This is a genomic window from Mycobacterium sp. B14F4 (genome assembly GCF_039871645.1).
Lineage (GTDB): Bacteria > Actinomycetota > Actinomycetes > Mycobacteriales > Mycobacteriaceae > Mycobacterium.
In genome coordinates this window covers 362,031-388,482 of record NZ_JBDPMF010000004.1, presented here as the reverse complement: position 1 = coordinate 388,482, position 26,452 = coordinate 362,031, and the positions used below count along the sequence as shown (strand labels likewise).

General features: G+C 69.4%; 24 protein-coding genes and 1 riboswitch. Of the genes, 13 read left to right on the top strand and 11 right to left on the bottom strand.

What is annotated here, in order from left to right; all coding sequences use genetic code 11:
- Positions 1-9 precede the first annotated feature (9 nt).
- The 5 genes from ABGB19_RS14295 to ABGB19_RS14275 all read left to right on the top strand — a co-directional run bounded on the left by ABGB19_RS14295 (position 10) and on the right by ABGB19_RS14275 (position 6,348).
- Positions 10-759, top strand: coding sequence for a MerR family transcriptional regulator (locus ABGB19_RS14295; protein ID WP_347686602.1), 750 nt, complete (start codon positions 10-12; stop codon positions 757-759).
- A gap of 61 nt (positions 760-820) precedes the next feature.
- Positions 821-1,315, top strand: coding sequence for a bifunctional nuclease family protein (locus ABGB19_RS14290; protein WP_083408741.1), 495 nt, complete (start codon positions 821-823; stop codon positions 1,313-1,315).
- A 260-nt stretch (positions 1,316-1,575) separates the two neighbouring features.
- Positions 1,576-2,199: a MerR family transcriptional regulator gene (locus ABGB19_RS14285; protein ID WP_347686601.1), complete on the top strand. Its 624-nt coding sequence runs from the start codon at positions 1,576-1,578 to the stop codon at positions 2,197-2,199.
- 99 nt (positions 2,200-2,298) lie between these two features.
- Positions 2,299-2,396, top strand: a riboswitch (glycine riboswitch).
- A gap of 146 nt (positions 2,397-2,542) precedes the next feature.
- Complete coding sequence (gene gcvP, locus ABGB19_RS14280) at positions 2,543-5,389, top strand: aminomethyl-transferring glycine dehydrogenase (protein WP_347686600.1); 2,847 nt, start codon at positions 2,543-2,545, stop codon at positions 5,387-5,389.
- Positions 5,390-5,469: 80 nt separating this feature from the next.
- Positions 5,470-6,348 (top strand): alpha/beta hydrolase, encoded by an 879-nt coding sequence (locus ABGB19_RS14275; protein WP_347686599.1) that lies wholly within the window; start codon positions 5,470-5,472, stop codon positions 6,346-6,348.
- Here the strand turns inward: ABGB19_RS14275 and ABGB19_RS14270 are convergent.
- The 9 genes from ABGB19_RS14270 to ABGB19_RS14230 all read right to left on the bottom strand — a co-directional run bounded on the left by ABGB19_RS14270 (position 6,345) and on the right by ABGB19_RS14230 (position 18,564).
- Positions 6,345-8,339, bottom strand: a complete 1,995-nt coding sequence (locus ABGB19_RS14270) for a substrate-binding domain-containing protein (RefSeq protein ID WP_347686598.1) — start codon at positions 8,337-8,339, stop codon at positions 6,345-6,347. The two genes, ABGB19_RS14275 and ABGB19_RS14270, sit on opposite strands and share 4 nt — an antisense overlap.
- A 29-nt stretch (positions 8,340-8,368) precedes the next feature.
- Positions 8,369-10,570: a malate synthase G gene (locus tag ABGB19_RS14265; RefSeq protein ID WP_347686597.1), complete on the bottom strand. Its 2,202-nt coding sequence runs from the start codon at positions 10,568-10,570 to the stop codon at positions 8,369-8,371.
- A gap of 48 nt (positions 10,571-10,618) precedes the next feature.
- Positions 10,619-11,506: a 3-methyladenine DNA glycosylase gene (locus ABGB19_RS14260; protein ID WP_347686596.1), complete on the bottom strand. Its 888-nt coding sequence runs from the start codon at positions 11,504-11,506 to the stop codon at positions 10,619-10,621.
- Between the two features lies 1 nt (position 11,507).
- Positions 11,508-12,560 carry a hemolysin family protein gene (locus ABGB19_RS14255; RefSeq protein WP_347686595.1) on the bottom strand — a complete coding sequence of 351 codons (1,053 nt, stop codon included), beginning with the start codon at positions 12,558-12,560 and terminating at the stop codon, positions 11,508-11,510.
- Complete coding sequence (locus tag ABGB19_RS14250) at positions 12,553-13,920, bottom strand: hemolysin family protein (protein ID WP_347686594.1); 1,368 nt, start codon at positions 13,918-13,920, stop codon at positions 12,553-12,555. Before ABGB19_RS14250 ends, ABGB19_RS14255 begins: the two co-directional genes overlap by 8 nt.
- A 202-nt stretch (positions 13,921-14,122) precedes the next feature.
- On the bottom strand, positions 14,123-15,562 hold the full coding sequence (locus tag ABGB19_RS14245) for a GuaB1 family IMP dehydrogenase-related protein (protein ID WP_347686593.1): 1,440 nt from the start codon (positions 15,560-15,562) through the stop codon (positions 14,123-14,125).
- Positions 15,563-15,659: 97 nt separating this feature from the next.
- Entirely contained in the window at positions 15,660-17,126 is a 1,467-nt protein-coding gene (gene gndA, locus ABGB19_RS14240) for an NADP-dependent phosphogluconate dehydrogenase (protein WP_347686592.1), read from the bottom strand.
- A 44-nt stretch (positions 17,127-17,170) separates the two neighbouring features.
- Positions 17,171-18,133, bottom strand: a complete 963-nt coding sequence (locus tag ABGB19_RS14235) for a M56 family metallopeptidase (protein ID WP_347686591.1) — start codon at positions 18,131-18,133, stop codon at positions 17,171-17,173.
- A 14-nt stretch (positions 18,134-18,147) separates the two neighbouring features.
- Positions 18,148-18,564, bottom strand: a complete 417-nt coding sequence (locus ABGB19_RS14230) for a BlaI/MecI/CopY family transcriptional regulator (protein ID WP_347686590.1) — start codon at positions 18,562-18,564, stop codon at positions 18,148-18,150.
- A gap of 218 nt (positions 18,565-18,782) precedes the next feature.
- On the opposite strand from ABGB19_RS14230, the gene ABGB19_RS14225 reads away from it, so the two are divergent.
- Entirely contained in the window at positions 18,783-19,574 is a 792-nt protein-coding gene (locus ABGB19_RS14225; protein ID WP_347686589.1) for an iron reductase, read from the top strand.
- Between the two features lie 151 nt (positions 19,575-19,725).
- Here the strand turns inward: ABGB19_RS14225 and ABGB19_RS14220 are convergent, their stop codons facing one another.
- Positions 19,726-20,103 (bottom strand): rhodanese-like domain-containing protein, encoded by a 378-nt coding sequence (locus tag ABGB19_RS14220; RefSeq protein ID WP_347686588.1) that lies wholly within the window; start codon positions 20,101-20,103, stop codon positions 19,726-19,728.
- 63 nt (positions 20,104-20,166) lie between these two features.
- Between ABGB19_RS14220 and ABGB19_RS14215 the strand changes: the two genes are divergently transcribed.
- From ABGB19_RS14215 to ABGB19_RS14185, 7 genes are read left to right on the top strand one after another with little or no spacing between them, the layout of a single operon-like run.
- Positions 20,167-20,571: a PaaI family thioesterase gene (locus ABGB19_RS14215; RefSeq protein WP_347686587.1), complete on the top strand. Its 405-nt coding sequence runs from the start codon at positions 20,167-20,169 to the stop codon at positions 20,569-20,571.
- 52 nt (positions 20,572-20,623) lie between these two features.
- Positions 20,624-20,926 (top strand): urease subunit gamma, encoded by a 303-nt coding sequence (locus ABGB19_RS14210; protein WP_347686586.1) that lies wholly within the window; start codon positions 20,624-20,626, stop codon positions 20,924-20,926.
- A complete protein-coding gene (locus tag ABGB19_RS14205; RefSeq protein ID WP_347686585.1) occupies positions 20,923-21,237 on the top strand; it encodes an urease subunit beta in 315 nt (104 codons plus the stop codon). The genes ABGB19_RS14210 and ABGB19_RS14205 overlap by 4 nt, the downstream gene beginning before the upstream one ends.
- Positions 21,234-22,955, top strand: a complete 1,722-nt coding sequence (locus ABGB19_RS14200; protein ID WP_347686584.1) for an urease subunit alpha — start codon at positions 21,234-21,236, stop codon at positions 22,953-22,955. Before ABGB19_RS14205 ends, ABGB19_RS14200 begins: the two co-directional genes overlap by 4 nt.
- Positions 22,952-23,587 (top strand): urease accessory UreF family protein, encoded by a 636-nt coding sequence (locus ABGB19_RS14195; RefSeq protein ID WP_347686746.1) that lies wholly within the window; start codon positions 22,952-22,954, stop codon positions 23,585-23,587. The genes ABGB19_RS14200 and ABGB19_RS14195 overlap by 4 nt, the downstream gene beginning before the upstream one ends.
- A 10-nt stretch (positions 23,588-23,597) precedes the next feature.
- Positions 23,598-24,311, top strand: a complete 714-nt coding sequence (ureG, locus tag ABGB19_RS14190) for an urease accessory protein UreG (RefSeq protein WP_347686583.1) — start codon at positions 23,598-23,600, stop codon at positions 24,309-24,311.
- Positions 24,311-24,937: an urease accessory protein UreD gene (locus ABGB19_RS14185; RefSeq protein ID WP_347686582.1), complete on the top strand. Its 627-nt coding sequence runs from the start codon at positions 24,311-24,313 to the stop codon at positions 24,935-24,937. Before ureG ends, ABGB19_RS14185 begins: the two co-directional genes overlap by 1 nt.
- Positions 24,938-24,973: 36 nt before the next feature.
- On the opposite strand, the gene ABGB19_RS14180 is transcribed toward ABGB19_RS14185, so the two are convergent.
- Positions 24,974-26,347 carry an NAD(P)/FAD-dependent oxidoreductase gene (locus ABGB19_RS14180; RefSeq protein ID WP_347686581.1) on the bottom strand — a complete coding sequence of 458 codons (1,374 nt, stop codon included), beginning with the start codon at positions 26,345-26,347 and terminating at the stop codon, positions 24,974-24,976.
- Positions 26,348-26,452: the final 105 nt, after the last annotated feature.

Here is a 26,452-nt window from a genome sequence, read left to right as displayed (position 1 = left end):
AGAGTAACGATGACCGCACCCGACACTCCCGCGCTCACTGGGATGTCGATCGGAGCGGTCCTCGATCTGCTGCGACCGGACTTCCCGGACGTGACCATTTCCAAGATCCGGTTCCTCGAGGCCGAAGGCCTGGTCACCCCGGAGCGCACGGCCTCGGGTTATCGGCGGTTCACCGCCTACGACTGCGCGCGGCTGCGGTTCATCCTCACCGCGCAGCGCGACCAGTATCTGCCGTTGAAGGTCATCAAGGCCCAGCTCGACGCGCAGCCCGACGGTGAGTTGCCGCAGACCGGATCCGCTTACGGGCAGCCGCGATTGGTCCCGGTGTCCGGCCACGCGGGGGAGCGCGACGGGTCCGCGGCGGTGGCGCCCACGCAGGTGCGGTTGTCCCGCGAGGACCTGCTCGAGCGGTCCGGTGTCGGCGACGACCTGCTGACGGCTCTGGTCAAGGCCGGGGTGATCACTCCCTCCTTCCGGGGGCCCGGCGCGACTTTCTTCGACGAGCATTCGGTGGTGATCGCGCAGTGCGCCCGTGCACTCGCGGACTACGGTGTCGAGCCCCGGCACCTGCGCGCGTTCCGGTCCGCGGCCGACCGGCAGTCCGACCTGATCGCCCAGATCGCCGGGCCGGTGGTCAAGGCGGGCAAGGCCGGTGCACGTGACCGCGCCGACGATCTGGCACGTGAGGTGGCCGCGCTGGCGATCACGTTGCACACGTCACTGATGAAGTCGGCTGTGCGCGACGTTCTGGATCGCTGAGGATTAGACTCGAAACCGATGGCTTTACGGCTGGCTTCTTGTGTGCGGAGGGCAGACACAGATGGGTGAGGTTCGCGTGGTCGGCATTCGCGTGGAGCAGCCGCAGAACCAGCCGGTCCTGCTGCTGCGAGAGTCCAACGGCGACCGCTATCTGCCGATCTGGATCGGCCAGTCGGAGGCCGCCGCGATCGCGCTGGAACAGCAGGGCGTCGAGCCGGCGCGGCCGCTGACGCACGACCTGATCAGAGATGTCATTGCCGCGCTTGGCCATTCACTCAAAGAGGTGCGCATCGTCGATCTGCAGGAAGGCACGTTCTACGCCGACCTGATCTTCGACCGCGACATCAAGGTCTCGGCGCGGCCATCGGACTCGGTGGCCATCGCGTTGCGGGTGGGCGTGCCGATCTACGTCGAGGAAGCGGTACTGGCCGAGGCGGGCCTGCTGATCCCCGACGAGAACGACGACGAGGCCGCCGGCGCGGTGCGCGAGGACGAGGTGGAGAAGTTCAAGGAGTTCCTCGACAGCGTCTCGCCCGACGACTTCAAGGCGACGTAGCCCTATTCGAACGTAGCCCTATTCGAACGTAGCCCTATTCGGACGTAGCCCTATTCGTTTGTCACGGATCCGTCTCGTCGGCCCCGACACGCGGCGAGGGTTTTCCGCATCGAGGTTTTGGGCAGCCATACTTTGATGGCTGGACCACTGATGAGCAGTCGAAGGTCCGGCGAGAAGCGTATGCTCGACACACTCGGACTCGGCAAATGTGCGCCTGGCAGGACACGGATGCGGGCTCGATCGGCGAGAGGATTCTGGAAGTGGGAGACACGCCACGTCAGGAGCAGCTGGATCTCACCACTCCCAGCGACGGTGTGGAACCGCAGATGACGGCGTCCAGCGAACCCGTGCAGGCGGGGCTTTTCCCGGACGACTCCGTGCCCGACGAACTGGTCGGCTACCGCGGGCCCAGCGCCTGCCAGATCGCCGGGATCACCTACCGGCAGCTGGACTACTGGGCGCGCACGTCGCTGGTGGTCCCGTCGATCCGGGGTGCGGCGGGTTCCGGCAGCCAGCGGCTGTACTCGTTCAAGGACATCCTGGTCCTCAAGATCGTCAAGCGGCTGCTGGACACCGGGATCTCGCTGCACAACATCCGCGTCGCCGTCGACCACCTGCGGCAGCGCGGCGTCCAGGACCTGGCCAACATCACGCTGTTCTCCGACGGCACCACGGTGTACGAGTGCACGTCGGCCGAAGAGGTGGTCGACCTGCTGCAGGGTGGCCAGGGTGTGTTCGGCATCGCCGTGTCCGGCGCGATGCGGGAACTGACCGGCGCGATCGCCGACTTCCCGGGTGAGCGCGCCGACGGCGGGGAATCCATCGCGACCCCCGAAGACGAGCTGGCGTCGCGGCGCAAGCACCGCGACCGCAAGATCGGCTGACGTTCCGGCCCGGCCGAGTGGCCAATTAGCACACGTTTCTCCGCTGCCAACCGTGCAGTGAGTGGTCGCTGGGCAGCCGCGGTAAACTGGGCGGCGCATCGCCCTTGTGCGGGAGAGTTCCGTGACGGCCAGTCACGGACGCCGAAGGAGCAACACCTCTCCGTCAACCTCTCAGGCACCCGGACCGCACACGGCCCCGATGCCTCTGGAAAGCGGTAAGCGCCTCGCTTACCCGCCCATGGGGAAAGGCACTTCGGCGCCGAATCTCTCAGGCGCCCGGACCGGGTCGACGACAGAGGGAGAGGAACCCCGCGGTTCCTCTATGCGACTGGAGCAGTCCCGAGTGTTCGATCATCACCAGCCCGACTTCGCCGACCGCCACATCGGCCCCGACGCCGATGCCGTTGCGACGATGCTGAAGACCATCGGCGTGGCCTCGCTCGACGAACTCGCCGATAAGGCGCTGCCAGCGGGCATCCTCGACGCGCTGTGCGCCGACGGGCTCGCACCCGGTCTGGACACGCTGCCGTCGGCCGCCACCGAGGAGCAGGCACTCGCCGAACTGCGCGCGCTCGCCGACACCAACACCGTCGCGGTGTCGATGATCGGACAGGGCTACTTCGACACGCTCACCCCGCCGGTGCTGCTGCGCAACATCCTCGAGAACCCCGCCTGGTACACCGCCTACACGCCCTACCAGCCGGAGATCAGCCAGGGCCGGCTCGAGGCGCTCCTGAACTTCCAGACGATGGTGACCGACCTCACCGGTCTCGAGGTCGCCAACGCCTCCATGCTCGACGAGGGCACCGCGGCCGCCGAGGCGATGACGCTGATGCACCGCGCCGTGCGCGGCCCGTCGAACCGCCTGGCGGTGGATACCGACGTGTACCGGCAGACCGCGGCGGTGCTGGCCACCCGCGCCGAACCGCTGGGCATCGAAATTGTCAGCGCCGACCTGCGGCAGGGACTGCCCGACGGCGACTTCTTCGGCGTCATCGCGCAGCTGCCCGGCGCCAGCGGATGCGTCGATGACTGGAGTGGACTGGTCCATCAGGCACACGAGCGTGGCGCGTTGGTCGCCATCGGTGCCGACCTGCTGGCGCTGACGCTGATCACCCCGCCGGGGGAGATCGGCGCCGACGTCGCCTTCGGCAGCAGCCAACGCTTCGGTGTACCAATGGGATTCGGCGGACCGCACGCCGGCTACCTGGCGGTGCACGCCAAGCATGCCCGGCAGCTGCCCGGGCGCCTCGTCGGGGTGTCGCTGGACGCCGACGGCGCCCTGGCCTACCGGCTGGCGCTGCAGACCCGCGAGCAGCACATCCGCCGCGACAAGGCCACGAGCAACATCTGCACCGCGCAGGTGTTGCTGGCGGTCATCGCCGCGATGTACGCCAGCTACCACGGCGCCGACGGCCTGTCCGGGATCGCGTCCCGCGTGCACGGCCACGCCCTTGCGCTGGCCGCCGGATTGACCGCTTCCGGGGTGCAGATCGTGCACCGCGCGTTCTTCGACACCGTGCTGGCTCACGTGCCCGGGCGCGCGGTCGCGGTGCGCGACGCCGCCAAGGCGAGCGGCATCAACGTCTGGCTGGTCGACGACGACCACGTCTCGGTGTCCTGCGACGAGGCCACCACCGCCGGGCACATCGAAGCGGTGCTGAAGGCTTTCGGGGCGACACCCGCGGATGCGGGCTTCGACGGCCCGACGGTCGCGACGCGCACGTCGGAGTTCCTGACCCATCCGGCGTTCACGCGGTACCGCACCGAGACCGAGATGATGCGCTACTTGCGCTCGTTGGCCGACAAGGACATTGCGTTGGACCGCAGCATGATTCCGCTCGGTTCGTGCACCATGAAGCTCAACGCGGCCGCCGAGATGGAGTCGATCACCTGGGCGGAGTTCGGCCGTCAACACCCGTTCGCACCGGCCTCCGACACCCCGGGGCTGCGCAAGCTGATCGCCGACCTGGAGCAGTGGCTGGTCGACATCACCGGATACGACGCGGTGTCGCTGCAACCCAACGCCGGATCGCAGGGCGAGTACGCGGGCCTGCTCGCCATCCAGGCCTACCACGCCGAGCGCGGTGAGCCGGACCGCGACGTCTGCCTGATTCCGTCGAGCGCGCACGGCACCAACGCCGCCTCGGCGGCGCTGGCCGGGATGCGCGTCGTCGTGGTGGCCTGCCGGGCGAACGGCGACGTCGATCTCGACGACCTGCGGGCCAAGGTCGCCGAGCACGCGGATCGCTTGTCGGCCTTGATGATCACCTATCCGTCCACCCACGGCGTCTACGAGCACGACATCGCCGACATCTGCGCGGCGGTCCACGACGTCGGCGGGCAGGTCTATGTCGACGGCGCCAACCTCAACGCGCTCGTCGGCCTGGCCCGGCCGGGCCGGTTCGGCGGCGACGTCAGCCATCTCAACCTGCACAAGACGTTCTGCATCCCGCACGGCGGCGGCGGCCCGGGCGTCGGGCCCGTCGCGGTGCGCGGCCACCTCGCGAAGTACCTGCCGGGACATCCGCTCGCCGACGAACTCGGGGACGACTGCACCGTCTCGGCAGCGCCCTACGGGTCGGCGTCCATCCTGCCGATCAGCTGGGCCTACATCCGGATGATGGGCGCGGCCGGATTACGGGCGGCGTCGCTGACGGCGATCGCGTCGGCCAACTACATCGCCCGCCGCCTCGACGAGTACTACCCGGTGCTCTACACCGGCGAGAACGGCATGGTCGCCCACGAGTGCATCCTGGATCTGCGGACGATCACCAAGCAGACCGGGGTGACCGTCGACGATGTGGCGAAGCGGTTGGCGGACTACGGTTTTCACGCCCCGACGATGAGCTTCCCGGTGGCGGGCACGCTGATGGTGGAGCCGACCGAGAGTGAGAGCCTCGCCGAGGTCGACGCATTCTGCGAGGCGATGATCGCGATCCGGGCCGAGATCGACCAGGTCGGCTCGGGCGCGTGGCCGGTCGAGGACAACCCGCTGCGCAACGCGCCGCACACCGCGGAGAGCCTGCTCGTCACCGAATGGAACCATCCGTACACCCGCGAGCAGGCCGCCTACCCGCTGGGCAAGAACTTCCGGCCGAAGGTGTGGCCGCCGGTGCGACGCATCGACGGCGCCTACGGCGACCGCAACCTGGTGTGCTCGTGCCCGCCGGTGGAGGCGTTCGCCTAGGGGCGCGAGTGTGGGATTGAGTCACGCTCCGCCGTCGGAAGCGTGCCGGTAATCCACGTTCGGCGACTAAGGTTCGTCGGATGTTGCCTGCGAGCGTGGCGCAATGGCGCGACGGCGGCCGCCTGGTCCGGACGCCGGCCGGTGAGGTGTTCGTCCGCTCGGCGGACGGCTCGGCCGACAACGACGGCCCGACGATCCTGCTGCTGCACGGCTATCCGTCGAGTTCGTTCGACTACCGCCACGTCGTGCCGCACCTCGCCGGCCGCGCGTGGGTGACGCTGGACTTCCTCGGCTTCGGCCTGTCGGCCAAGCCGCGCCCGCACCGCTACAGCCTCTTCGAGCAGGCCGACATCGTCCAAGCCGTGGTGGGCGAGACGACGCAGGGGCCCGTCGTGCTGGTCGCACACGACATGGGCACCTCGGTGGCCACCGAACTGCTGGCCCGAGATATCGACGGCCACTTGCCTTTTGACCTGCGGGCCGCGGTGTTGACCAACGGAAGCGTCATCCTGCACCGGGCCAGCCTGCGGCCGATCCAGAAGATCCTGCGCGGGCCGCTCGGCCCGGTGGCGGCGCGGCTCGTCAGTGAGCGCGGGTTCGCCCGCGGGTTCGGCAAGCTGTTCAGTTCCGGGCATCCGCTGACCAGCGAGGAGGCCGAGGCGCAGTGGGCGCTGATGGCCTACCACGACGGGCACCGCATCGCGCACCTGCTGATCTCGTATCTCGGCGAGCGGGTCTCCTACGCCTCGCGCTGGCACGGTGCGGTGGCCGACTGGCCCAAGCCGCTGAGTTTCCTATGGGCGCTCGACGATCCGGTGGCCACCACCAACGTGCTCGACGGGTTGCGTGACCTGCGGCCGGCCGCCGACGTGATCGAACTGCCGGGCGTCGGGCACTACCCGCAGGTCGAGGTGCCCGACGTGTTCGCCAGGGCGGCGCTGAGCCTGCTGACGCGCTAGCCCAGGAAGTTCGAGATCGCCGACGTGAGCTCGGGGGAGGCCGAACTCGCCAGGTTCTGGTAACTGCCGCCGCTGGCCTGGGCGACGGCCTCCCAGGTGGCGCGGTCGCCGTCGGAGCCGAAGTCGATCACGTTGACCGCGACCGGACGGGCCCTGTCGAACGCGCCGCGGATGTAGGCCTGCAGGCCGTCGCCGTCGAGGCTCTGGTCGCTGTGCGGGCCGGTGGTGATGACGAGGATCGAGTTCTTCTGTCCCTGGCGGTAATCGGCCATCGCCTCGGTGTAGACCAGGCGCAAGGTGGTGAACGAGACGGCGCCGCCCCCGGACGCGGACTGCGAGTCCAGCGCGGCGGTCAGCGCGGCCGAGCGGGGCTGGCCGTTGAGCGGATCGCTCAGCGGGCCGGTGGCGACGTCGGAGCGGCCCTCGGTGCCGTCGAAGGTCCACAGTCCGACCGCCGACGTCGGGGGCAGTGCCTGCAGTCGCGCATTGAGCGCCGCGACCACGTTGGCGAGCCGCGACCTGCCGCCCTCGTCGGTGGGCATCGACTGGTCCAGCATGATCGTCACCGCCGGGCTCTCCCTGGGAGCGGTCAGCGCGTTGGCGAGCGTGGCCCGCATCTCGGCATCGCCCACCGACAGCGGCGCCGGCACCGGCACGAAGTCGACGACGTCGCTGTTCGGCGGGGTCGCACCCTCGACCCGGAATCCGGCCTTGGCGAGTTCGCCGAGCAGTTCGGGTTTGCGCATGAACCGGGCGAACTCGCTGGCCGCCGTCTGCTGTTCCTGCGACAGCCAGTCGCCCGACACCAGCACGGTGGGGTAGTCGGCCGTCGCGGTGGGTCCGGGCGGCAGCCACGAGGCGACGACGTTCTTGGCGTCCTGCAGGCCGGTGCTGCGCTGGTAGAGCTGCTGCTCGGTGGTGACGACCGCGTGCACCGGTGCGGCGGCCGGATCGTCGGCGTCCAGCAGCGCGTCCATCGCGGTCGACGCGTTGTTGTCGGCCAGCTTCGGCTGACCGGCCACCAACGTGTTCACCGCGCCCGTGCCCGCGCTCGGCGGCGCACCGGCCGGCGCCGAGGCCGCCGCGACCGCCTCCGCGGCGAGGTAGGACGCGTCGCTGTCGCCGCTGAGCGGCAGCGCCAGCCGCAGCGAGCCCCAGCCCGGCAGGTTGAGGCCCTCCAGTGAGGTGGGATTGGTCTGCAGCCGCGGTAGCGTCGACCAGTTCTGCTGCGCCAGAGCATTTTTCAGCTGGGGCCGAACGGCGAGCAACACGGGGGAGCGGACCAGCGAGCGGCTGTCGCTGATCGTCTGGGCGCCTGCAGAGGCCTCGAGGCGCGCCGCGGACACCGAACTGGCCGGGATCCACAGCGCGGGCCGCTCGCCGAGGTCGCCGGGCCAGTCACCGATGAAGCCGTTGACGACCTGATCGGAGCCCGCCGGCTTGACGCCGACCTTGACGCAGCGGTCGCCGACGGGGGCGGCGGTCTCGTTGTACCTGTCGGCCAGGCCCTGGATCTGCTCGGCGATCGACGGGTCGGCGACGACCGCGACGGCGAGTTCACCGGCCACGCAGCGGGCGGCGGCCTCGTCGCTGCGGTTGGACAGCGCGTCACCGAAGAAGCGCCACAGGATCACCGCCCCGACCACCACGACGACCGCCACCAGCGCCGCGATGACACCGATGCTGACGCCGCGCCGCTTCGGCGTGATCGCGCGGTGGCTGCCGGTCCATTCGCCACCCTCCCACTCGCCGCTGTGCTGCGGGCCGGACCGCGGCGGGACCGATGCCGCAGCCGTGTCGGCCGGCTCCTCGGGGTAGTCGTCCTCGTCGTCGTAGCCGGGATGGCCCGGCTCGTCGTAATCGTCTTCATAGCGGCCGTAGCCGGAGTCGCCGGCGAACTGGCCGAAACGCTCAGTCTGGGAGTCGTCGTGCTGGTCCCCGAAAACCTCGCCCGCCGAGTCCTCGGGATCCGGTTTGCTATGCCTGCCCATTGCGCCCTTGTTCGCGACCGGTCACCGGATCACGCACCGCCGGCGGCCTTGTACTCGCGGCGTCGGCGGTGCAGGATCGGCTCGGTGTAGCCGTTCGGTTGCGCGGTGCCCGACAGGATCAGCTCCTGGGCGGCCTGGAATGCGATGCTGCCCTCGGGGTCCGGCGCCATCGGCTTGAAGTCGGGATCCTTCGCGTTCTGCTCGTCGACCACCGCGGCCATCCGCCGCAAACTGGCCTTCACATCGTCTTCGGTGATGACCCCGTGCCGCAACCAGTTAGCCAGTAGCTGGCTCGAGATACGCAGCGTCGCACGGTCTTCCATCAACGCGATGTTGTGGATGTCGGGCACCTTGGAGCAGCCGACGCCGGCGTCGATCCAGCGCACCACGTAGCCCAGGATCGACTGGCAGTTGTTGTCGACCTCTTCGCGGATCTCCTCGGGCGCCCAGGCCAGTTCCTTGGCCAGCGGAACGGTCAGCAGCTGCTCAAGTTCTGCGCGGCGCTTGCCCACCAGCTCCTCGTGCACCGCGTACACATCGACCTCGTGGTAGTGCATCGCGTGCAGGGTCGCCGCCGTCGGGGACGGCACCCAGGCGGTGGTGGCGCCGGCCTTGGGCTGACCGATCTTCTGCTCGACCATGTCGCCCATCAGCTCGGTCATCGCCCACATGCCCTTGCCGATCTGCGCCTTGCCGGAGAAACCGGTCGCCAGGCCGATGTCGACGTTCTGGTCCTCGTAGGCCTTGATCCAGTCGGTGCCCTTCATCGCACCCTTGCGGATCATCGGGCCGGCCTCCATCGAGGTGTGGATCTCGTCGCCGGTGCGGTCCAGGAAACCGGTGTTGATGAACACGACGCGGTCGGCGGCGGCCTTGACGCAGGCCTTGAGGTTCAGCGTGGTGCGCCGCTCCTCGTCCATGATGCCGACCTTGAGGGTGTTGGCGGGTAAGCCGAGCACGTCCTCGACGCGGCTGAACAGCTCGACGGTGTAGGCCACCTCGTCCGGCCCGTGCATCTTGGGCTTGACGATGTACACCGAGCCGGTGCGGCTGTTGACCAGCGGGCCGTTGCCGTCGTTCGCCTTCAATCCGTGGATGGCGATCAGGCTGGTGAACAACGCGTCCTGGATGCCCTCGAAGACCTCGGTCTCCTCGCCTTTGGCGTCCGTTCTGACGATCGCGTCGTTGGTCATCAGGTGGCCGACGTTGCGCACGAACAGCAGGCTGCGGCCGGGCAGCGTGAGCTCGCCGCCGTCGGGCGTGGTGTAGGTGCGGTCCTCGTTCAGCCTGCGGGTGAACGTCTCGCCGGCCTTGCTCACCTCTTCTGTGAGATCGCCGCGGTTCAGCCCCAGCCAGTTGCGGTAGCCGAGCACCTTGTCGTCGGCGTCGACCGCGGCGACCGAGTCCTCGAAGTCCATGATCGTGGTGACCGCCGATTCGAGCACCACGTCCTTGACCCCTGCGGAGTCGGTGGATCCGACGGGGGACTCGGGGTCGATCAGGATCTCGATGTGCAGGCCGTTGTTGCGCAGCAGCACCGACCACTGCGGCGAGCCGAGTTCGCCGGTGTAGCCGACGAACTGGTCAGCGGCGGCCAATTCCGTCGAGCTCCCGTCGCCCAGCTCGACGAGAAGCCGGCCGTCGTCGATCTTGAGCCCGGTGGCGTCGCCCCACGAGCCCGACGCCAGCGGCGTGGCGCCGTCGAGGAATCGACGGGCGTAGGCGATGACCTTGTCGCCGCGAACCTTGTTGTAGCTGGTGCCCTTCTCCGCGCCGTCCTCCTCGGAGATGACGTCGGTGCCGTACAACGCGTCGTACAGCGAGCCCCAGCGGGCGTTGGCGGCGTTGAGCGCGAAGCGCGCGTTGAGGATCGGCACCACCAGCTGCGGACCCGCGGTGGTGGTGATCTCGTCGTCGACGCCGGCGGTGGTGATGGTGAAGTCCCCGGGCTCGGGCTGCAGGTAGCCGATCTCGGTGAGGAAGGCCTTGTAGGCCTCGGGGTCGATCGGCTCGATGACCCGCTGCCGGTGCCACTTGTCGATGCGGGCCTGCAGATCGTCGCGCCTGGCCAGCAACTCCTCGTTCTGCGGAGTCAGGTCGGCGACGACCTTGTCCACGCCGGACCAGAAGGTGTCGGGATCGATGTCGGTCCCCGGCAGCGCCTCGTTGTTGACGAAGTCGTACAACACCCGAGCCACGCGCAGGTTCCCAACCGAGACGCGATCGGTCATCATTCCTCCCTTGAGCTGTCGATCCAGCTTACCCACCGGTAACTGGCGTTATCCGCCAACGGCGGCCGTTCCCGCTTCGCGGCTCGCCGCCGTGAGCAGCAGGTTGCACCGCTCGGCGAGAGCGGACCGCATCGGTGCGGCCCGCTCAGCAATTCCCTGCTGAACCCGGACGTATTCGGCACGACCGGCCGGGGTCTCGATCGCGATCGGCGCAAATCCGTAGTCGCGGAGATCATAGGGGCTGGCGCGCATGTCGAGTTCACGGGCATCGGCCGCCAGCTCCAGAGCGTCCATCACGAACTCGGAGGCCACCAGCGGGCCCAGCTTGAAGGCCCACTTGTACAGGTCCATCGCCGCGTGCAGGCAGCCCGGCTGTTCGGTGGCGACCTGGCGCTGCCGGGTCAGCTGCTCGGCGTTGCGCCGGGCGGCCGGCTCGGTGAAGAAGCGGAAAGCGTCGAAGTGGCTGCAGCGCAACGGCATCGATTCGACGACGGCGTCGGTGCGCTCGGCGCCGAGCCGCAGCGGCACCGAGCGGTGGCGCACCGTCGGCGCCCGGTACACCATCGCCCACTCGTGCAGCCCGAAGCAGTTCAGCCGCGCCGGGCGGGCGGCCGTCGCGCGCAGCAGCCCGGCGACGAACCGGACCGTCTCCAGGCGGGCCCGCAGGTAGTCGCCGGTCACCGCCACCCCGTCGCGGGTCCGTCCGTATCCGGTCCGGGTCAGATGGCGCTGTGCCGTGTCGCCGGCGAGCGTCACGCCGAAGCCGGGGTGCCAGCACCGCAACTGCCGAGGCCGCAGGCTGTAGTAGGTGAAGAGGAAGTCCCACACCGGGTGCGCCTCGCCGGCCCGTGCCCGGCGCAGGTGTGGTGAACAGAACTCGTCGACCCGGGTGTGATGCAGCCGCTCGCGAGTCGTCCACTCGGGTTCTGACAACACGTCAGACACGGTGCGTCCCGTCGCGCACGGTGCCGACCAGGTCCTCGACGAGGTCCTCCAGCGCGACCATCGCCGCGACGCTGCCGTCGGCGGCGGTGACGAGCGCGAGGTGGCTGTTGTCGCGTCGCAGCCGCGACAGCGCGTCGGGCAGCGGCAGCGACGCGGGCACCAGCGGCAGCGGCCGCACCATCGCCGCGTCGAGCACCGAGTCGACGTCCTCGAAGCGCGGCAGCACGTCCTTGATGTGCAGGTACCCGAGGTAGCCGCCGGACGCGTCGGTGATCGGGAAGCGCGAGTAGCCGGTCTCGGCCAGCGCCTGCTCGATCGCGCCGACCGTCGGTCCTGCGCCCTCGCGCGCCACCGGGACCGCCCGTATCTCGCTGATCGGCACCGCCACGTCGTTGACCGTGCGGTCCCGGATCTGCAGGGCGCGGGTCAGCCTGCCGTGTTCCTCGGGGTCGAGCAGGCCCTCCGACAGCGATTCGGCGATCATCTCGGACAGTTCGACGGTCGACACAGTGACGTCGAGTTCGTCCTTCGGTTCGACGCCGAACGCCCGCAGCGTCGCGTTGGCGCACCAGTTGTAGAACGCGATCAGCGGCCGGGCCAGCCGGATCCACACCAGATACGTCGGGATCAGCAGCATCGCGGTCGATTCCGGTCCGGCGATCGCGATGTTCTTGGGCACCATCTCGCCTAGCAGCACGTGCAGCGTCACCACGACCGCCAGCGCGACGATGAACGACACCGTGTGCAGCACCGCCTCGGAGATGCCGAACGCCTGGAACGGTTTCTCGAGAAGATGCGCGACGGCGGGTTCGCCGACGCGGCCCAGCAGGATCGAACAGATCGTGATGCCCAGCTGGGCGCCCGCCAGCATCAGCGACAGGTTCTCGCCGGCGCGGATGACCGTCACCGCGCTTTTCTTGCCCTGTTCGGCCAGCGCTTCGAGCCGGTCCCGGCGCGCGGAGATCAGCGCGAACTCCGACGCCACGAAGAACGCGTTGACACCGAGCAGCAACACCGTCAGCAGCACGCCCAGGTAGTCACCCATCGGCGCGCCCCCTGTCTTCGCCGCGGCGGCCCAGCTCGGTGAGCTCGAGCAGGTCGATGCGCCGGCCGTCCATCTTCAGCACCGTTGCCAGCCAGCGGTTCGGGTCCTCCAGCGGGCCGTCGGGGTCGAACGCCTCGAGCTCCACCGACTCGCCTTCCTGGGGAATGTGGCCGAGCCGCTCGAGCACCAGCCCGCCGATGGTCTCGTAGTCGCCGTCGGGGGCGCGGAACGAGGTCGCGCCGGCGACCTCGTCGATGCGCAGCAGGCCGGATAGCTGCCAGCCGCGGCCGGCGGGCACCACGTCGGGCGGCTCGACGTCGTGCTCGTCGCGGACGTCGCCGACGATCTCCTCGATCAGGTCCTCCACGGTGACCATGCCCGCGGTGCCGCCGTACTCGTCGACCACCAGCGCGGTCTGCAACCCGTTGGCCCGGATCTGCGTCATCACCGCGTCACCGTCCAACGTCGACGGCACCGTGGCGATCGGCAGCGCCAGCGAGGCGAGCCGGGTGGTGCCGCGCTCACCCATCGGCACCTCGAACACCTGCTTGACGTGTGCGATGCCGACGGTCTCGTCGAGGTCACCCCGGATGATGGGGAACCGCGAGAAGCCGGTCTTGATGGCGGCCGTCACCAGATCGGCAACGGTGTCGTCGGCCTCCAGCGCCTCGATCTTCTGGCGCGGCGTCATGAACTCCTCGGCGGTGCGGTCGCCGAACTGCAGCGACCGGTCCACCAGCACGGCGGTGACCGGGTCCAGCGCACCGCTGCGCGCGGAGCTGCGCACCAGCGACACCAGCTCCTGCGGTGAGCGCGCCGACCGCAACTCCTCGGCCGGCTCGATGCCCAGCCGGCGCAGGATCATGTTCGCCGTCCCGTTGGTCAGCCGGATCAGCGGGGTGAACAGCGCCGAGAACACCAGCTGGGGACCGGCCGACCAGCGTGCCGTCGGTACCGGCCGCGCGACGGCCAGGTTCTTGGGCACCAGTTCGCCGAACACCATCGACAACGACGTCGCGATCACGATGGCCAGCACCAGCGCCAGCCCGGAGGCGACCTGCTGGGGAATGCCGATGGCGTCGAGGCCGGGTTGGATCAGCCGGGCCACCACCGGTTCGGCCAGGAAGCCGGTCGCCAGCGTGGTGATCGAGATGCCCACCTGGGCGCCGGACAGCTGAGTCGACAGCGTGCGGTGCGCCCGGCGGACCATGAGGTCACGACGGTGCCCGCTGCGCGCGTTGGCCTCGACGGTGCTGCGCTCGAGCGCGGTCAGCGAGAACTCCGCGGCGACGAACACCGCGGTGCCCGCGGTCAGCAGCACGATCGCCAGAACGGACAGCAGCGACATCGCGACGGTCATCGCATCCTCGCCGGGGAGGTGCCGGGCCTCGCGCCCGGCCGACTAGAGGAGGGGTCGGCGTCCGAGGGCTCGTGACCGGGCCGCTCTGCGTTCAGAGCCCGCCCAGAATCCGAGGCCTCGACGGGTGCCTGCGGCACGAGATCCCTTTCGAGTTGAGGGCTGGAAGAAACCCATGGTAGCGGTTACCAGCGGGGCGCTGGAGTCACCAGCCGGTGGGCAGCGGATGTCCTTCTGCGAACCCGGCGGCCGACTGCACGCCGAGCACCGCCTTGTCGTGGAGTTCGGCCAGGTTCGCGGCGCCGACATAGGTGCAGGTGCTGCGCACCCCCGAAGTGATGTGGTCCAGCAGGTCCTCGACGCCACCGCGCGACGGGTCCAACCCCATCCGCGACGTCGAGATGCCCTCCTCGAACAGCGATTTGCGCGCCTGGTCGAACGGGCTGTCGGCGACGGCGCGCGCTGCCACGGCGCGCTTGGACGCCATGCCGTAGCTTTCCTTGAACGGTTGATCCTCGCGGTCACGCATCAGGTCGCCGGGCGACTCGTAGGTGCCGGCGAACCACGACCCGATCATCACGTTGGCCGCACCCGCCGCCAGCGCCAGCGCCACGTCGCGGGGGTGGCGGATCCCGCCGTCGGCCCACACATGACCTCCCAGTTGCCTTGCCGCGGCGGCACATTCGACGACCGCCGAGAACTGGGGCCGACCGACGCCGGTCATCATGCGGGTGGTGCACATGGCGCCGGGCCCGACGCCGACCTTGACGATCGACGCGCCTGCGGTGATCAGGTCCCTGGTGCCCTCGGCGGAGACGACGTTGCCCGCGGCCACGGGCAGCCCGAGCTCCAGCGAGGCCACCGCCTGGATCGTGTCGAGCATCTTGACCTGGTGACCGTGTGCGGTGTCGATCACCAGCAGGTCGACGCCGGCTTCGGCGAGGCTGCGCGCCTTATCGCCGACATCGCCGTTGATGCCGACCGCGGCCGCGATACGCAACCGGCCCCTGCCGTCGACGGCGGGGGTGTAGATGCCCGCGCGGACGGCGCCGGTGCGGGTCAGCACGCCGGCCAGCGTGCCGTCGCGCTCGGTGAGCACCGCGACGTCGATCGGCGCGTGCTCGAGCAGGTCGAAGACCTTGCGGGGGTCGGTGCCGACGGGCGCGGTGACGAAGTCGGAGAGCGCGATGTCGCGCACCCGGGTGAAACGGTCGACGCCCACGCAGTGGGCCTCGGTGACCAGGCCGATCGGCCGACCCTCGAAGGCCACCACCGCGGCCCCGTGCGCACGCTTGTGGATCAACGCTGTCGCGTCCGACACCGAGTCGTCGGGGGACAGCACGACGGGGGTGTCGACGACCAGATCACGACTCTTGACGAAGTCGACGGTTGCCTTGACCGCCGAGATCGGCAGGTCCTGCGGCAGCACGACGATGCCGCCGCGGCGCGCCACCGTCTCGGCCATCCGCCTGCCCGCGACGGCGGTCATGTTGGCCACCACCACCGGGATCGTGGTGCCCGACCCGTCGGAGGTGGAAAGGTCGACGTCCATCCGGGACTGGACGTCCGAGCGTCCGGGGACGATGAAGACGTCGTTGTAGGTCAGGTCGTAGGCGGGCCGGTGGCCGTCGAGAAAGCGCATCACCAGCGAGTCTAGTTGGCCGTTCTCCTCGCCGAGCAGACGCAGACCAGCCCTATCTCGCTATGAAAAGGGCAGTTTTGCGTCTGCTCGCGATCAAGAACTACGCCTCCACTTCTGAGCGGTCGCCGCTCCACAGGGTGTGGAAGCGCTCGGCGCGGTCGGCGTCGATGCGGCCGTAGGTGTGCGCGCCGAAGAAGTCGCGCAGCCCCTGGGTCAGCGCGGCGGGCAGCCGCTCCTGACGCAGCCCGTCGTAGTACGACAGCGCCGAGGAGAACCCGGGGATGGGAATGCCGAGTTCGGTGGCGGTGACGACGACGCGCCGCCAGCTGTCGATGGCCGCCTCGATCGCGCTGCGGAAGTACGGCGCGACGATCAGCGTCGGCAACTCCGGATTCTCGTCGAACGCGTCCTTGATCCGGTTGAGGAACTTGGCCCGGATGATGCACCCGCCGCGCCAGATGGTCGCCATGTCGCCGGGGGTGATGCTCCAGTCGTATTCGGCGCTGCCCGCCTGGATCTGATTGAAGCCCTGCGCGTAGGCGATGATCTTCGAGGCGTACAGCGCCTGGCGGATGTCCTCGGTGAACTTCTCCGCGTCGCTTGGCTTTTCACCCAGATCGCCGGAGGCCAGTCCGGTGGTCGCGGTGCGCTGGGCCACCGATCCGGACAGGGCGCGCGCGAAGACCGCCTCGGCGATCCCGGTCACGGGCACACCGAGATCCAGGGCCGACTTCACCGTCCAGCGGCCGGTACCCTTCTGCTCGGCCTCGTCGAGGATGACGTCGACCAGCGGCTTGCCGGTCTTGGCGTCGATCTGGCGCAGCACCTGGGCGGTGATCTCCACCAGGAAGCTGTCCAGGTCGCCGCAGTTCCACTCGTCGAACACGTCGGCGATCTCGCCCGCGGTCTTGCCGAGACCGTCGCGCAGCAGCTGGTAGGCCTCGCCGATCAGCTGCATGTCGGAGTACTCGATGCCGTTGTGCACCATCTTGACGAAATGGCCGGCACCGTCGGGCCCGATGTGGGCGCAGCACGGCACCCCGTCGACGTGCGCGGAGATCTCCTCCAGCAGCGGGCCGAGGCTCTTATACGACTCGGCCGGGCCACCGGGCATGATCGACGGCCCGTTGAGCGCACCTTCCTCGCCACCCGAGATGCCGGCGCCGACGAAGTGCAGTCCGCGCTCGCGCATCGCCTTCTCGCGCCGGATGGTGTCGGTGTAGAGCGCGTTTCCGCCGTCGATGATGATGTCGCCCTCGTCCATCGCGTCGGCGAGTTCGTTGATCACGGCGTCGGTCGCCTCCCCGGCCTTGACCATGATCAGCACGCGCCGCGGTTTCTCCAGCGCATCGAGGAACTCCGCGATCGTCTCGCTACGGACGAACGTGCCTTCCGAGCCGTGCTGCTCGAGCAGCGCATCGGTCTTGGCCACCGAGCGGTTGTGCAGGGCGACGGTATAGCCGTGCCGGGCGAAGTTGCGCGCGATGTTCGACCCCATCACGGCCAGGCCGGTGACCCCGATCTGAGCGGTGCCGGTGGTCGAAGCGGAGGCGTCGGACGAGCTCATACGGGCAGCCTTTCGTTGTTTGGTTGTGAGGGGGTGAGAATTTTCTACGCGGTGAAGAGCCGGTGAAGTTCGGTCAGCCACGGCACCACGACTGCGATCGTCGGCAGCACCAGCACCGCCGCGGCGGCGAGGTAGGCGGCACCCGCGAGCGCGATGCTGTTGGGCGCACCGCCGAGTCGGCGCACCCGAAGCACGGTGGTCGGCCCGCCGACGGCCAGCGCACCCGACGGCGCGCGGCCGGCCGCACAGGCCACGAGCGCCCGGGCCAGGGGAGTGGGACCGGCCGTGCGCACCGCGGCGTCGTCGGCGAGCATCTCGATCAGAAGGCGGACGGCGTCCAGGGCGCTGGCGCTGCGGACGAAGCGCGGGAACGCGGCGTGCACCGCGGTGAACATCTCCAGAACCAGGTCGTGGCGGGCCCTCAGGTGCGCGCGCTCGTGCGAGAGGATGGCGGCGATCTCCTTGTCCGCCAACGTGGTCAGTGCCCCTTCGCTGACCACGACCCGGCTGCGCACGCCGGGCAGGCAGTAGGCCAGCGGCTGGTCGACGTCGAGGATGCGCAACCCGTCCCCAGCCCCCAGCATGCGCGTGGGCCCATGCGCGTGGGCCCATTTCTGCGACTTGCCGACCAGGTCGACGACCATCCGATGATGCGCGCGCCGGCGGCGGGTGGCGATCGCCACCTGCACGACGGAGACCAGCAGCCGGGCGCCGACGACGAGCGTCAGCGCGAACACCGCGACGAAGGCGGCCCACACCGGCCACCCGAGCGCCTCGATCTCACTGGTGATCGTCGTGGTGGGGCGGCCGTCGTGGCCGGGCGCGAACAGCCGGCTGGCGATGGCGATACCGGCCGAGAACGCCGAGAGCACCGCGGCGAGCGCGATCGCCTGCCACAGCACGATCGCCGCGCGCGGCGCCCGAGAGGGCCACGATGCCCGCGCCAACATAGCCGGCACCGGTCCCGACAGGACCAGCGCCATGACGGTGAAGGCCAGCGCGGACACGCCGTAAGTCTCCCTCAGCCAGTACCCGGATCGCCAGCGGACGACGATACGCCGTGTTTGCTTTCGAGTTCGGCCAGTGCACGGCGCAGCGCTGCGGCCTCATCGGCGCCGACGCGCTCGACGAAGTGCACCAGGGCCGCCTCGCGGCTGCCCGAGTCGGCAGCCTGGTCGAGGGCGTCGACCATCAGCCCGGCGACCAGTTCGTCGCGACCACGGGTGGGCGCATACCGATGCGCGCGGTCGTCGCGGTGCTGCACGACAAGGTTCTTCTTCGCCAACCGCTGCAGCACGGTCATGATCGTGGTGTAAGCCAGGTCCCGATGGGCCGACAGCGCCTCGTGAACCTGGCGCACGGTTTGGGGCTCGGGCACGGACCACAGGTGATCCATCACCGCGCGTTCGAGTTCGCCGAGACGCGTCAATTTCGCCATCTTTCGTTCATCTCCTAGCGACTGTAGGTCCAGCGTACTACGGGTTTACTACCGTGCGTCGTATCTCGCCCGGCGAGCGAGCTCCGCGGCAGGCAGCGGCATGACCTGCGACTGGCCTAACCGCCGGTCACATGCCCCTGTGAGACCAATCACACAGACTGGTGCTGTCCCGGTGCCTAGTTATAGTAAGGCTACCCTAACTCAACATCGGAGGTGCCATGACGGTTGTCGTCGACGATCCGCTCATCGCGAGCATGGCGATCAGCAGGACTCTGCCGCTGCACGAATCGAGCCGGCGACTTCGCGAGCTCTATCCCGAATGCCCCCGGGTCTACGGCGTCGCGGTGATCGGCGATCTGTCCCGGCGCCGGTGGTGGCCGCTGGCCGAGGCGCTGACCACCAATCGGCTGCAGACGATGTTCGACCTGGCGGCCGAGGAGACCGACAGCCGCGCCGCCGTCACCCAGCAGTTGGCGGCCACGCTCGCGCACGTTGTCGTCGGCCGCGTCATGCCGCTCGTCGTGCTCGAGGGACGCGCGTGGGACACCGGCCTGGAGAACCTCTGGGTGCATGTGGATTCGGAGGGCGCGATCGACTGGGTCGGCGTCGTCGACCCCACCCTGCGCGCCCTGCCGGACGATCCGTACTTCGCCGGTCGCCGATCGGGGCATACGGGGCGTTCGGCGCGCGAAGGCATCCGCGAAGGCATCGTCGCCCTGCCCGGCGAGGCGGCGCTGACGACGTGGATCGCCCATCGCAGCCATCGGGCGCTGGCCCCGCTGTTCGCCCGGCTGGCCGACATCAGCGGCGGAGCGATGTCGATCGCGGCGATATGGCACGTGGTGGGCGGCGCGGTGGTCAGCGCGGCCACGCAGGTTCCGCTGCTGGCGGGCTCGAGCGAGCTGACCAGCATGCGCCGCGGACAGGCCGTGCTCGACGCGTTCGTGGGCTTCGGGCTGCCCGTCCGGGGAACGTCCCGGACCGCCGCGGGGAAGGTCTTGCTTAATTAGGGCAGCCTTGCCTATTCTCAAGGCAGAACGTCGAGAGAACCACCGGACCGCGCCGGAGTCCTGAGGGCTGCAGAGACCCCCGGTCCACACGAAGGACAGGCCCCACGCCATCGGTGTGGGGCCTGTCCGCGTGCGTGAGAAGTGTTCGGCGTCAGACCGTTTCGACGGCGCCGCCGCTGTCGGCCCAGTCCCCGAAGCCACCCAGGTTGTAGACCTGTTCGTAGCCGAGATCCTTGAGCGCCTGACCGGACAACGCGGACCGGCCGCCGGATGCGCAGTAGACGATCACCGCCTTGTCCCTGCTGAAGTTCGCATCGTGATACGGCGAATCGGGATCGGCACGGAACTCCAGCATTCCGCGCGGGACGTGGACGGCACCCGCGACCTTCCCGCTCTGCTCCAGTTCGGGGGCGTCACGGACGTCGACCACCAACGCGCCGTCGGCGATCAACTCCTGGGCGTCGGCCGGCGAGATTCGCGGCACGACTGCGTTGGCGGCGGCAACCAGATCTTTCGCACTCTTGGCCATGCCCGACCCTAACCGCCCGACCCCGGGCGCCGGTGGGGAAAGCGAACGTGTAGACACGATCACGTGACATCCGACGAGCCGACCGCGCTGGGCAAGGGTTTCGACAACGAACTGGGTCTGACCTACCTCGAGATGGGCCCCGACGGAGGTCGCGCGCAGCTGAAGATCGACGACCGCTTGCTGCAGCTCTGGGGCATCGTGCACGGCGGCGTGTACTGCTCGATCGTCGAAAGCCTGGCCAGCGTGTCGGGTCAGGTCTGGCTGGCCGACAACGGCGGCGGGCATGTGGTCGGGGTCAACAACAACACCGATTTCCTGCGGGCCATCTCCTCCGGAACGGTCACCGCGGTCTCGACGCCGATCCATCGGGGCCGCCGCCAGCAGCTGTGGTCGATCTCCATCACCGACGACCACGACCGCCTCGTTGCCCGCGGGCAGGTCCGGCTGCAGAACATGCCGGCCGAGTAGCCGAACCCGGCCGCGCTGCTGATCGGCGCGCGGCGTGGCAATATCGCGCACTATGCGCTTAACGCCGCATGAACAGGACCGGCTGCTGATCTCGTATGCGGCCGAACTCGCCCGCAGGCGCCAAGCGCGCGGCCTGCGGCTCAACCATCCCGAGGCCGTCGCGGTGATCACCGACCATCTTCTGGAGGGTGCCAGGGACGGCCGCACAGTCGCCGAGCTGATGGCCAGCGGCCGTGAAGTGCTCAGCCGCGACGAGGTGATGGAGGGTGTGCCCGAGATGCTCGACGACGTCCAGGTGGAGGCGACGTTCCCCGACGGCACAAAGCTCGTCACCGTCCACCATCCGATCCCATGATCCCGGGCGAGGTCGTCTTCGGGGCCGGCGAGATCGAGATCAACACCGGCGCACCGCGGCTCACCCTGGACGTGGTCAACACCGGTGACCGCCCCGTGCAGGTCGGCAGCCACGTCCACCTACCGCAGGCCAACGCCGCGCTGTCGTTCGACCGCGACGCCGCACGGGGCCACCGGCTCGACATCCCAGCGGGCACCGCCGTGCGCTTCGAACCCGATGTCGCACAGACGGTCTCGCTGGTCCCGCTGAGCGGCTCGCGGGAGGTGCACGGGTTGACCGCGAACCCGCCGGGGCGATTGGACACGCGATGAGCGGGTTGTCGCGGGCGCGGTACACCGCGTTGTTCGGGCCCACGACCGGCGACCGGATCCGACTGGCCGACACCGATCTGTTCGTCGAGATCACCGAGGACCGCAGTGGCGGTCCGGGACTCGCGGGTGACGAGGCGGTCTTCGGCGGCGGCAAGGTGCTGCGCGAGTCGATGGGGCAGTCCCGCGCCACCCGCGCCGACGGCGCCCCCGACACCGTGATCACCGGCGCGGTGATCCTCGATTACTGGGGAATCATCAAGGCCGACATCGGTATCCGTGACGGCCGCATCGCCGCCATCGGCAAGGCGGGCAACCCCGACATCATGTCCGGCGTGCACCCCGATCTGGTGGTGGGCCCGTCGACCGAGGTCATCGCGGGCAACGGCCGCATCGTGACCGCGGGGGCGGTCGACTGCCATGTGCACCTGATCTGCCCGCAGCTCATGGCCGAGGCGCTCGGCGCCGGCATCACGACGATCGTCGCGGGCGGCACCGGCCCCGCCGAGGGCAGCAAGGCCACGACGGTCACGCCGGGCGCCTGGCACCTGGCACGGATGCTCGAGTCGCTGGACTCCTGGCCGCTGAACGTCGCGCTGCTCGGCAAGGGCAACACCGTCAGCGCCGACGCCCTGTGGGAGCAGTTGCGCGGCGGCGCAGCCGGTTTCAAACTGCACGAGGACTGGGGAACCACTCCGGCCGCGATCGACGCCTGTCTGACGGTGGCCGACGCCGCCGGAGTCCAGGTCAACATCCACACCGACACGCTCAACGAGATGGGCTTCGTCGAGAACACCCTGTCCGCGATCAAGGGCCGGTCGATCCACGCCTACCACACCGAAGGCGCGGGCGGCGGACACGCGCCCGACATCATCACCGTCGCGGGCGAGGCCCACGTGCTGCCGAGTTCGACGAACCCGACCCGGCCGCACACCGTCAACACCCTCGACGAGCACCTCGACATGCTGATGGTCTGCCATCACCTCAACCCCAGCGTCCCCGAGGATCTCGCGTTCGCCGAGAGCCGGATCCGGCCCTCGACCATCGCGGCCGAGGACCTGCTGCACGACATCGGCGCGATCTCGATGATCGGCAGCGACGCGCAGGCGATGGGCCGCATCGGCGAGGTGGTGCTGCGCACCTGGCAGACCGCGCACGTGATGAAGCGCAGGCGCGGCGCGCTCGACGGCGACGGTGGAGCCGACAACAACCGTGCCCGCCGCTACGTCGCGAAGTACACGATCTGCCCGGCGATCGCCCACGGCCTTGACGGCGAGATCGGCTCGGTCGAGCCGGGCAAGCTCGCCGACCTCGTGTTGTGGGAGCCGGCGTTCTTCGGGGTGCGCCCGCATGCGGTGCTCAAGGGCGGGATGATCGCCTGGGCGGCGATGGGCGATGCGAACGCCTCGATCCCGACGCCGCAGCCGGTGCTGCCGCGTCCGATGTTCGGCGCGGCGCCGTCGGCTGCCGCCGCCACGTCGGTGCACTTCGTGTCCCCGCAGGCGATCGAGGCCGACCTCGCCGGCCGGATCGACGTCAAGCGCCGCCTCGTCCCGGTCTCCGACGTCCGCCGGATCGGCAAGGCCCAGATGCCGCACAACGACGCGCTGCCCCGAATCGAGGTGGACCCCGACACCTTCACCGTGCGCATCGACGGCGACGTGTGGCAGGAACAACCCGCAACCGAACTGCCGATGGCACAACGCTACTTCCTGTTCTGATGACGCTGACCAACCTGCTCGCGCTCGCCGACTCGCGGCTGCCGACCGGCGGCCATGTGCACTCCGGTGGCGTCGAGGAGGCGGTCACCAGCGGGCTGGTCGTCGACCTGCCGACGCTTCGCGCCTATCTACGCCGCCGCATCCGGACTCAGGGCCTGGTGACCGCCTCGCTGGCCGCCGCCGTGCACGCGGGGAGCCTGTCGTGTGACGACGCCGACCGCGAAACCGATGCCCGCACACCGGCTCCCGCCGCTCGGCGGGCCTCGCGTGCGCAGGGCCGCGGGCTCGTCCGACTGGCTCGCCGGGTCTGGCCCGGCGAGGATTGGGCCACGCTCGGCGCGACACCGCACCTGGCGGTCGCCGCCGGGGTCGCGGGCCGCGCCGCCGACTTGACCGTCGAGCAGACTGCGCTGTCGGTCATCTACACCACGATGACCGGATCCGCGACGGCCGCGCAGCGACTGCTGGCACTGGACCCCGGCGACGTGGCCGCGGCGACCTTCGAACTGGCGCCGCTGTGCGATCGGATCGCCTCGGCAGCCGCCAAGGAACTGGCCGACCTCTCCGATCCGCTGCTCGACGTGCTCGCCCAACGGCACAGCGAACGCGAGCGACCCCTGTTCGTCTCCTGAAAGGAGCCACATGCCACCGCATTTCCTCTCGTCCGATTCGGTGGGACAACCGCACGATCACGTGGCGCGGCCCAAGCGCGAGCGACGGCCGGGGGAGCCGTTGCGCATCGGCATCGGCGGGCCGGTCGGATCAGGCAAGACGGCGCTCGTCGCGGCGCTGTGCAGGCAGTTGCGCGAGGAGTTGTCTCTCGCGGTGCTGACCAACGACATCTACACCACCGAGGACGCCGACTTCCTGCGCCGCCACGCCGTGCTGCCCGATGACCGGATCGCCGCGGTGCAGACCGGGGGCTGCCCGCACACCGCGATCCGCGACGACATCACGGCCAACCTCGACGCGATCGACGACCTCATCGCGGGTAACGACCGGCTCGACCTGATCCTGGTGGAGTCCGGCGGCGACAACCTCACCGCCACGTTCTCGTCGGGCCTGATCGACGTGCAGGTCTTCGTCGTCGACGTCGCCGGCGGCGACAAGGTGCCGCGTAAGGGCGGGCCCGGGGTGACGTACTCGGATCTGTTGGTGGTCAACAAGACCGACCTCGCACCACTCGTCGGGGCCGACCTCGACGTCATGCGGCGCGACGCGGCCGCCGTCCGCGGCGATCGCCCGACGGTGCTGATCTCGCTGACCGAAGACCCCACGGCCACCCCGGTGCTGGCCTGGGTGCGCGAGCAACTGCGGGTGCCCGCGCACGCGCGGAGCAGCAGGGACCGCGACTAGTGCGCTCCGAGGTGCTCATCGTCGCGTGCTCCTCTCGGCGGCCGCGCATCGAGTGCACCGGCGGACTGGCCGCCCGGCTGACCGAGCCCGACACCGTGCACCTGGTGTCGGCCGCGGCGACACCGCTGGGCGGGGACTACCTTCACGTCCGCGTCGTCGTCGAGGCCGGCGCCCGGTTGCGGGTACGCAGTGCGGCCGCGACGGTGACGCTCCCGGGTGTTACCACGCCTGAGTCGCAGGCGATCTGGACGCTGGAGGTGGCCGGCGACCTCGACCTCGACCCGCAGCCGACGATCGTCGCGGCCACCTCATGGCATCACGCGTCGACGCGCCTGGATCTCGGCTGCGCCGGCCGGATCAGGGTCCGTGAGCGGGTGCAGATCGGCAGAACCGATGAGCGACAGGGGTTCTGGTCGGGGTCGCTGCACGCCGACGTGGGTGGTATGCCCCTGGTGCGTCACCGCATCGAGTTGGGCCGGGGTTCGGTCACCGACGACGAGCTCGGAACACCGAGGGCCGCGGTGAGCGAGTTGCACTATCCCGACCGTGATGTCGACACGGCGGGAACGCCGCTGGCGCTTGCCGCGGGCGGTTGCCTGTCGACGTGGCAGGGCGAGCGCTTGTAGTCCCCCCAGTCGCTTCGCTCCCACCCCGCCGGATCCCTAGCCCGCGACCTTCTCCGTCTCCTGCACCGAGGCAGCGATCTCTTCGAGCTCCTCGATCCTGGTGCGGGCGTAGGCCTGCTGCTCGGTGATCGTCATGTTCCCGCGTTGCGTCGACAGGAACGTCACCGTCCACGACAGCAGCGTGGTGATCTTACGTCGCCACCCGACGAGGTACACCAGGTGCAGCACCAGCCAGGCCAGCCAGGCGATGAAGCCGCCGAACTCCAGGGGACCGATCTTGGCGACCGCGGAGAACCGCGACACCGTCGCCATCGACCCCTTGTCGAAGTACTGGAACGGCTCACGCTGGGACGGGTCGGCGCCCTTGAGCTCCGCCCTGATCGCGTTGGCGGCGTACCGACCGCCCTGAATGGCGCCCTGCGCCTGCCCGGGCACACCCTCGACATGAGCCATGTCGCCGACGACGAACACGTTCGGGTGGCCGGGGATGGTCAGGTCGGGCTGCACCATGACGCGTCCGGCCCGGTCGATCTCGACGCCGGACTGCTCGGCGAGGTCACGGCCCAGCGGGCTGGCCTGCACCCCGGCCGACCACACCTTGGTCGCCGACTCGATGCGCCGGATGGTGCCGTCGGAGTCCTTGACGGTGATGCCGTTGCGGTCCACATCGGTGACCATCGCGCCGAGTTGGATGTCGACGCCCATCTTCTCCAGCCGGTCCTGCGCCTTCCTGCCCAGCTTCTCGCCCATCGGCGGCAGCACCGCGGGCGCCGCGTCGAGCAGGATCACCCTGGCGGTCGTCGAATCGATGTGGCGGAACGCGCCTTTGAGCGTGTGGTCGGCCAGTTCGGCGATCTGCCCGGCCATTTCGACGCCGGTCGGGCCGGCACCCACCACGGTGAACGTCAGCAGCTTCTCGCGGCGCGCCGGATCGCTGGAGCGCTCCGCCTGTTCGAACGCGGACAGGATCCGCGCGCGCAACTCCAATGCGTCGTCGATCGACTTCATGCCCGGCGCCCACTCGGCGAAATGGTCGTTGCCGAAGTAGGACTGGCCCGCACCCGCGGCGACGATCAGGGTGTCGTAGGGCGTGACGTAGGTGTGGCCCAGCAACTCCGACTTGACGGTCTGATTCGCCAGGTCGATGTGCATGACGTCGCCCATCAGCACCTGGCAGTTCTTCTGCTTGCGCAGGATCATCCGCGTCGGCGGCGCGATCTCACCGGACGGGATGATGCCCGTGGCCACCTGGTAGAGCAGCGGCTGGAAAAGGTGATGCGTCGTCTTTGCGATCAGCTTGACGTCGACGTCGGCTCGCTTGAGCCTCTTGGCTGCGGTCAGCCCACCGAATCCCGATCCGATGATGACGACTTTGTGCCGATCAGTTGCAGTGGCTCCGGGATGGCTCATTCTGGGCTCCTCGACGGTGCTTCACGTGCAGTCCTGTACCCCTTACGGTAGCCGCCTGAACAGCCGATCGGGGAATCGGTTTGCTGTGTGATATCCCACGCACCG

Bases quoted from the DNA above. Each gene is read 5' to 3' on its own strand.
- ABGB19_RS14205 (WP_347686585.1), top strand. From the start codon at position 20,923: ATGATCCCGGGCGAGGTCGTCTTCGGGGCCGGCGAGATCGAGATCAAC.
- ABGB19_RS14250 (WP_347686594.1), bottom strand. From the start codon at position 13,920: ATGACCGTCGCGATGTCGCTGCTGTCCGTTCTGGCGATCGTGCTGCTG.
- ABGB19_RS14265 (WP_347686597.1), bottom strand. From the start codon at position 10,570: ATGACCGATCGCGTCTCGGTTGGGAACCTGCGCGTGGCTCGGGTGTTG.
- ABGB19_RS14180 (WP_347686581.1), bottom strand. From the start codon at position 26,347: ATGAGCCATCCCGGAGCCACTGCAACTGATCGGCACAAAGTCGTCATC.
- ABGB19_RS14230 (WP_347686590.1), bottom strand. From the start codon at position 18,564: ATGGCGAAATTGACGCGTCTCGGCGAACTCGAACGCGCGGTGATGGAT.
- ABGB19_RS14270 (WP_347686598.1), bottom strand. From the start codon at position 8,339: ATGGGCAGGCATAGCAAACCGGATCCCGAGGACTCGGCGGGCGAGGTT.
- ABGB19_RS14255 (WP_347686595.1), bottom strand. From the start codon at position 12,560: ATGGGTGACTACCTGGGCGTGCTGCTGACGGTGTTGCTGCTCGGTGTC.
- ureG (WP_347686583.1), top strand. From the start codon at position 23,598: ATGCCACCGCATTTCCTCTCGTCCGATTCGGTGGGACAACCGCACGAT.
- ABGB19_RS14275 (WP_347686599.1), top strand. From the start codon at position 5,470: ATGTTGCCTGCGAGCGTGGCGCAATGGCGCGACGGCGGCCGCCTGGTC.
- ABGB19_RS14295 (WP_347686602.1), top strand. From the start codon at position 10: ATGACCGCACCCGACACTCCCGCGCTCACTGGGATGTCGATCGGAGCG.
- ABGB19_RS14200 (WP_347686584.1), top strand. From the start codon at position 21,234: ATGAGCGGGTTGTCGCGGGCGCGGTACACCGCGTTGTTCGGGCCCACG.
- ABGB19_RS14290 (WP_083408741.1), top strand. From the start codon at position 821: ATGGGTGAGGTTCGCGTGGTCGGCATTCGCGTGGAGCAGCCGCAGAAC.
- ABGB19_RS14210 (WP_347686586.1), top strand. From the start codon at position 20,624: ATGCGCTTAACGCCGCATGAACAGGACCGGCTGCTGATCTCGTATGCG.
- ABGB19_RS14220 (WP_347686588.1), bottom strand. From the start codon at position 20,103: ATGGCCAAGAGTGCGAAAGATCTGGTTGCCGCCGCCAACGCAGTCGTG.
- gndA (WP_347686592.1), bottom strand. From the start codon at position 17,126: ATGAGCTCGTCCGACGCCTCCGCTTCGACCACCGGCACCGCTCAGATC.
- ABGB19_RS14225 (WP_347686589.1), top strand. From the start codon at position 18,783: ATGACGGTTGTCGTCGACGATCCGCTCATCGCGAGCATGGCGATCAGC.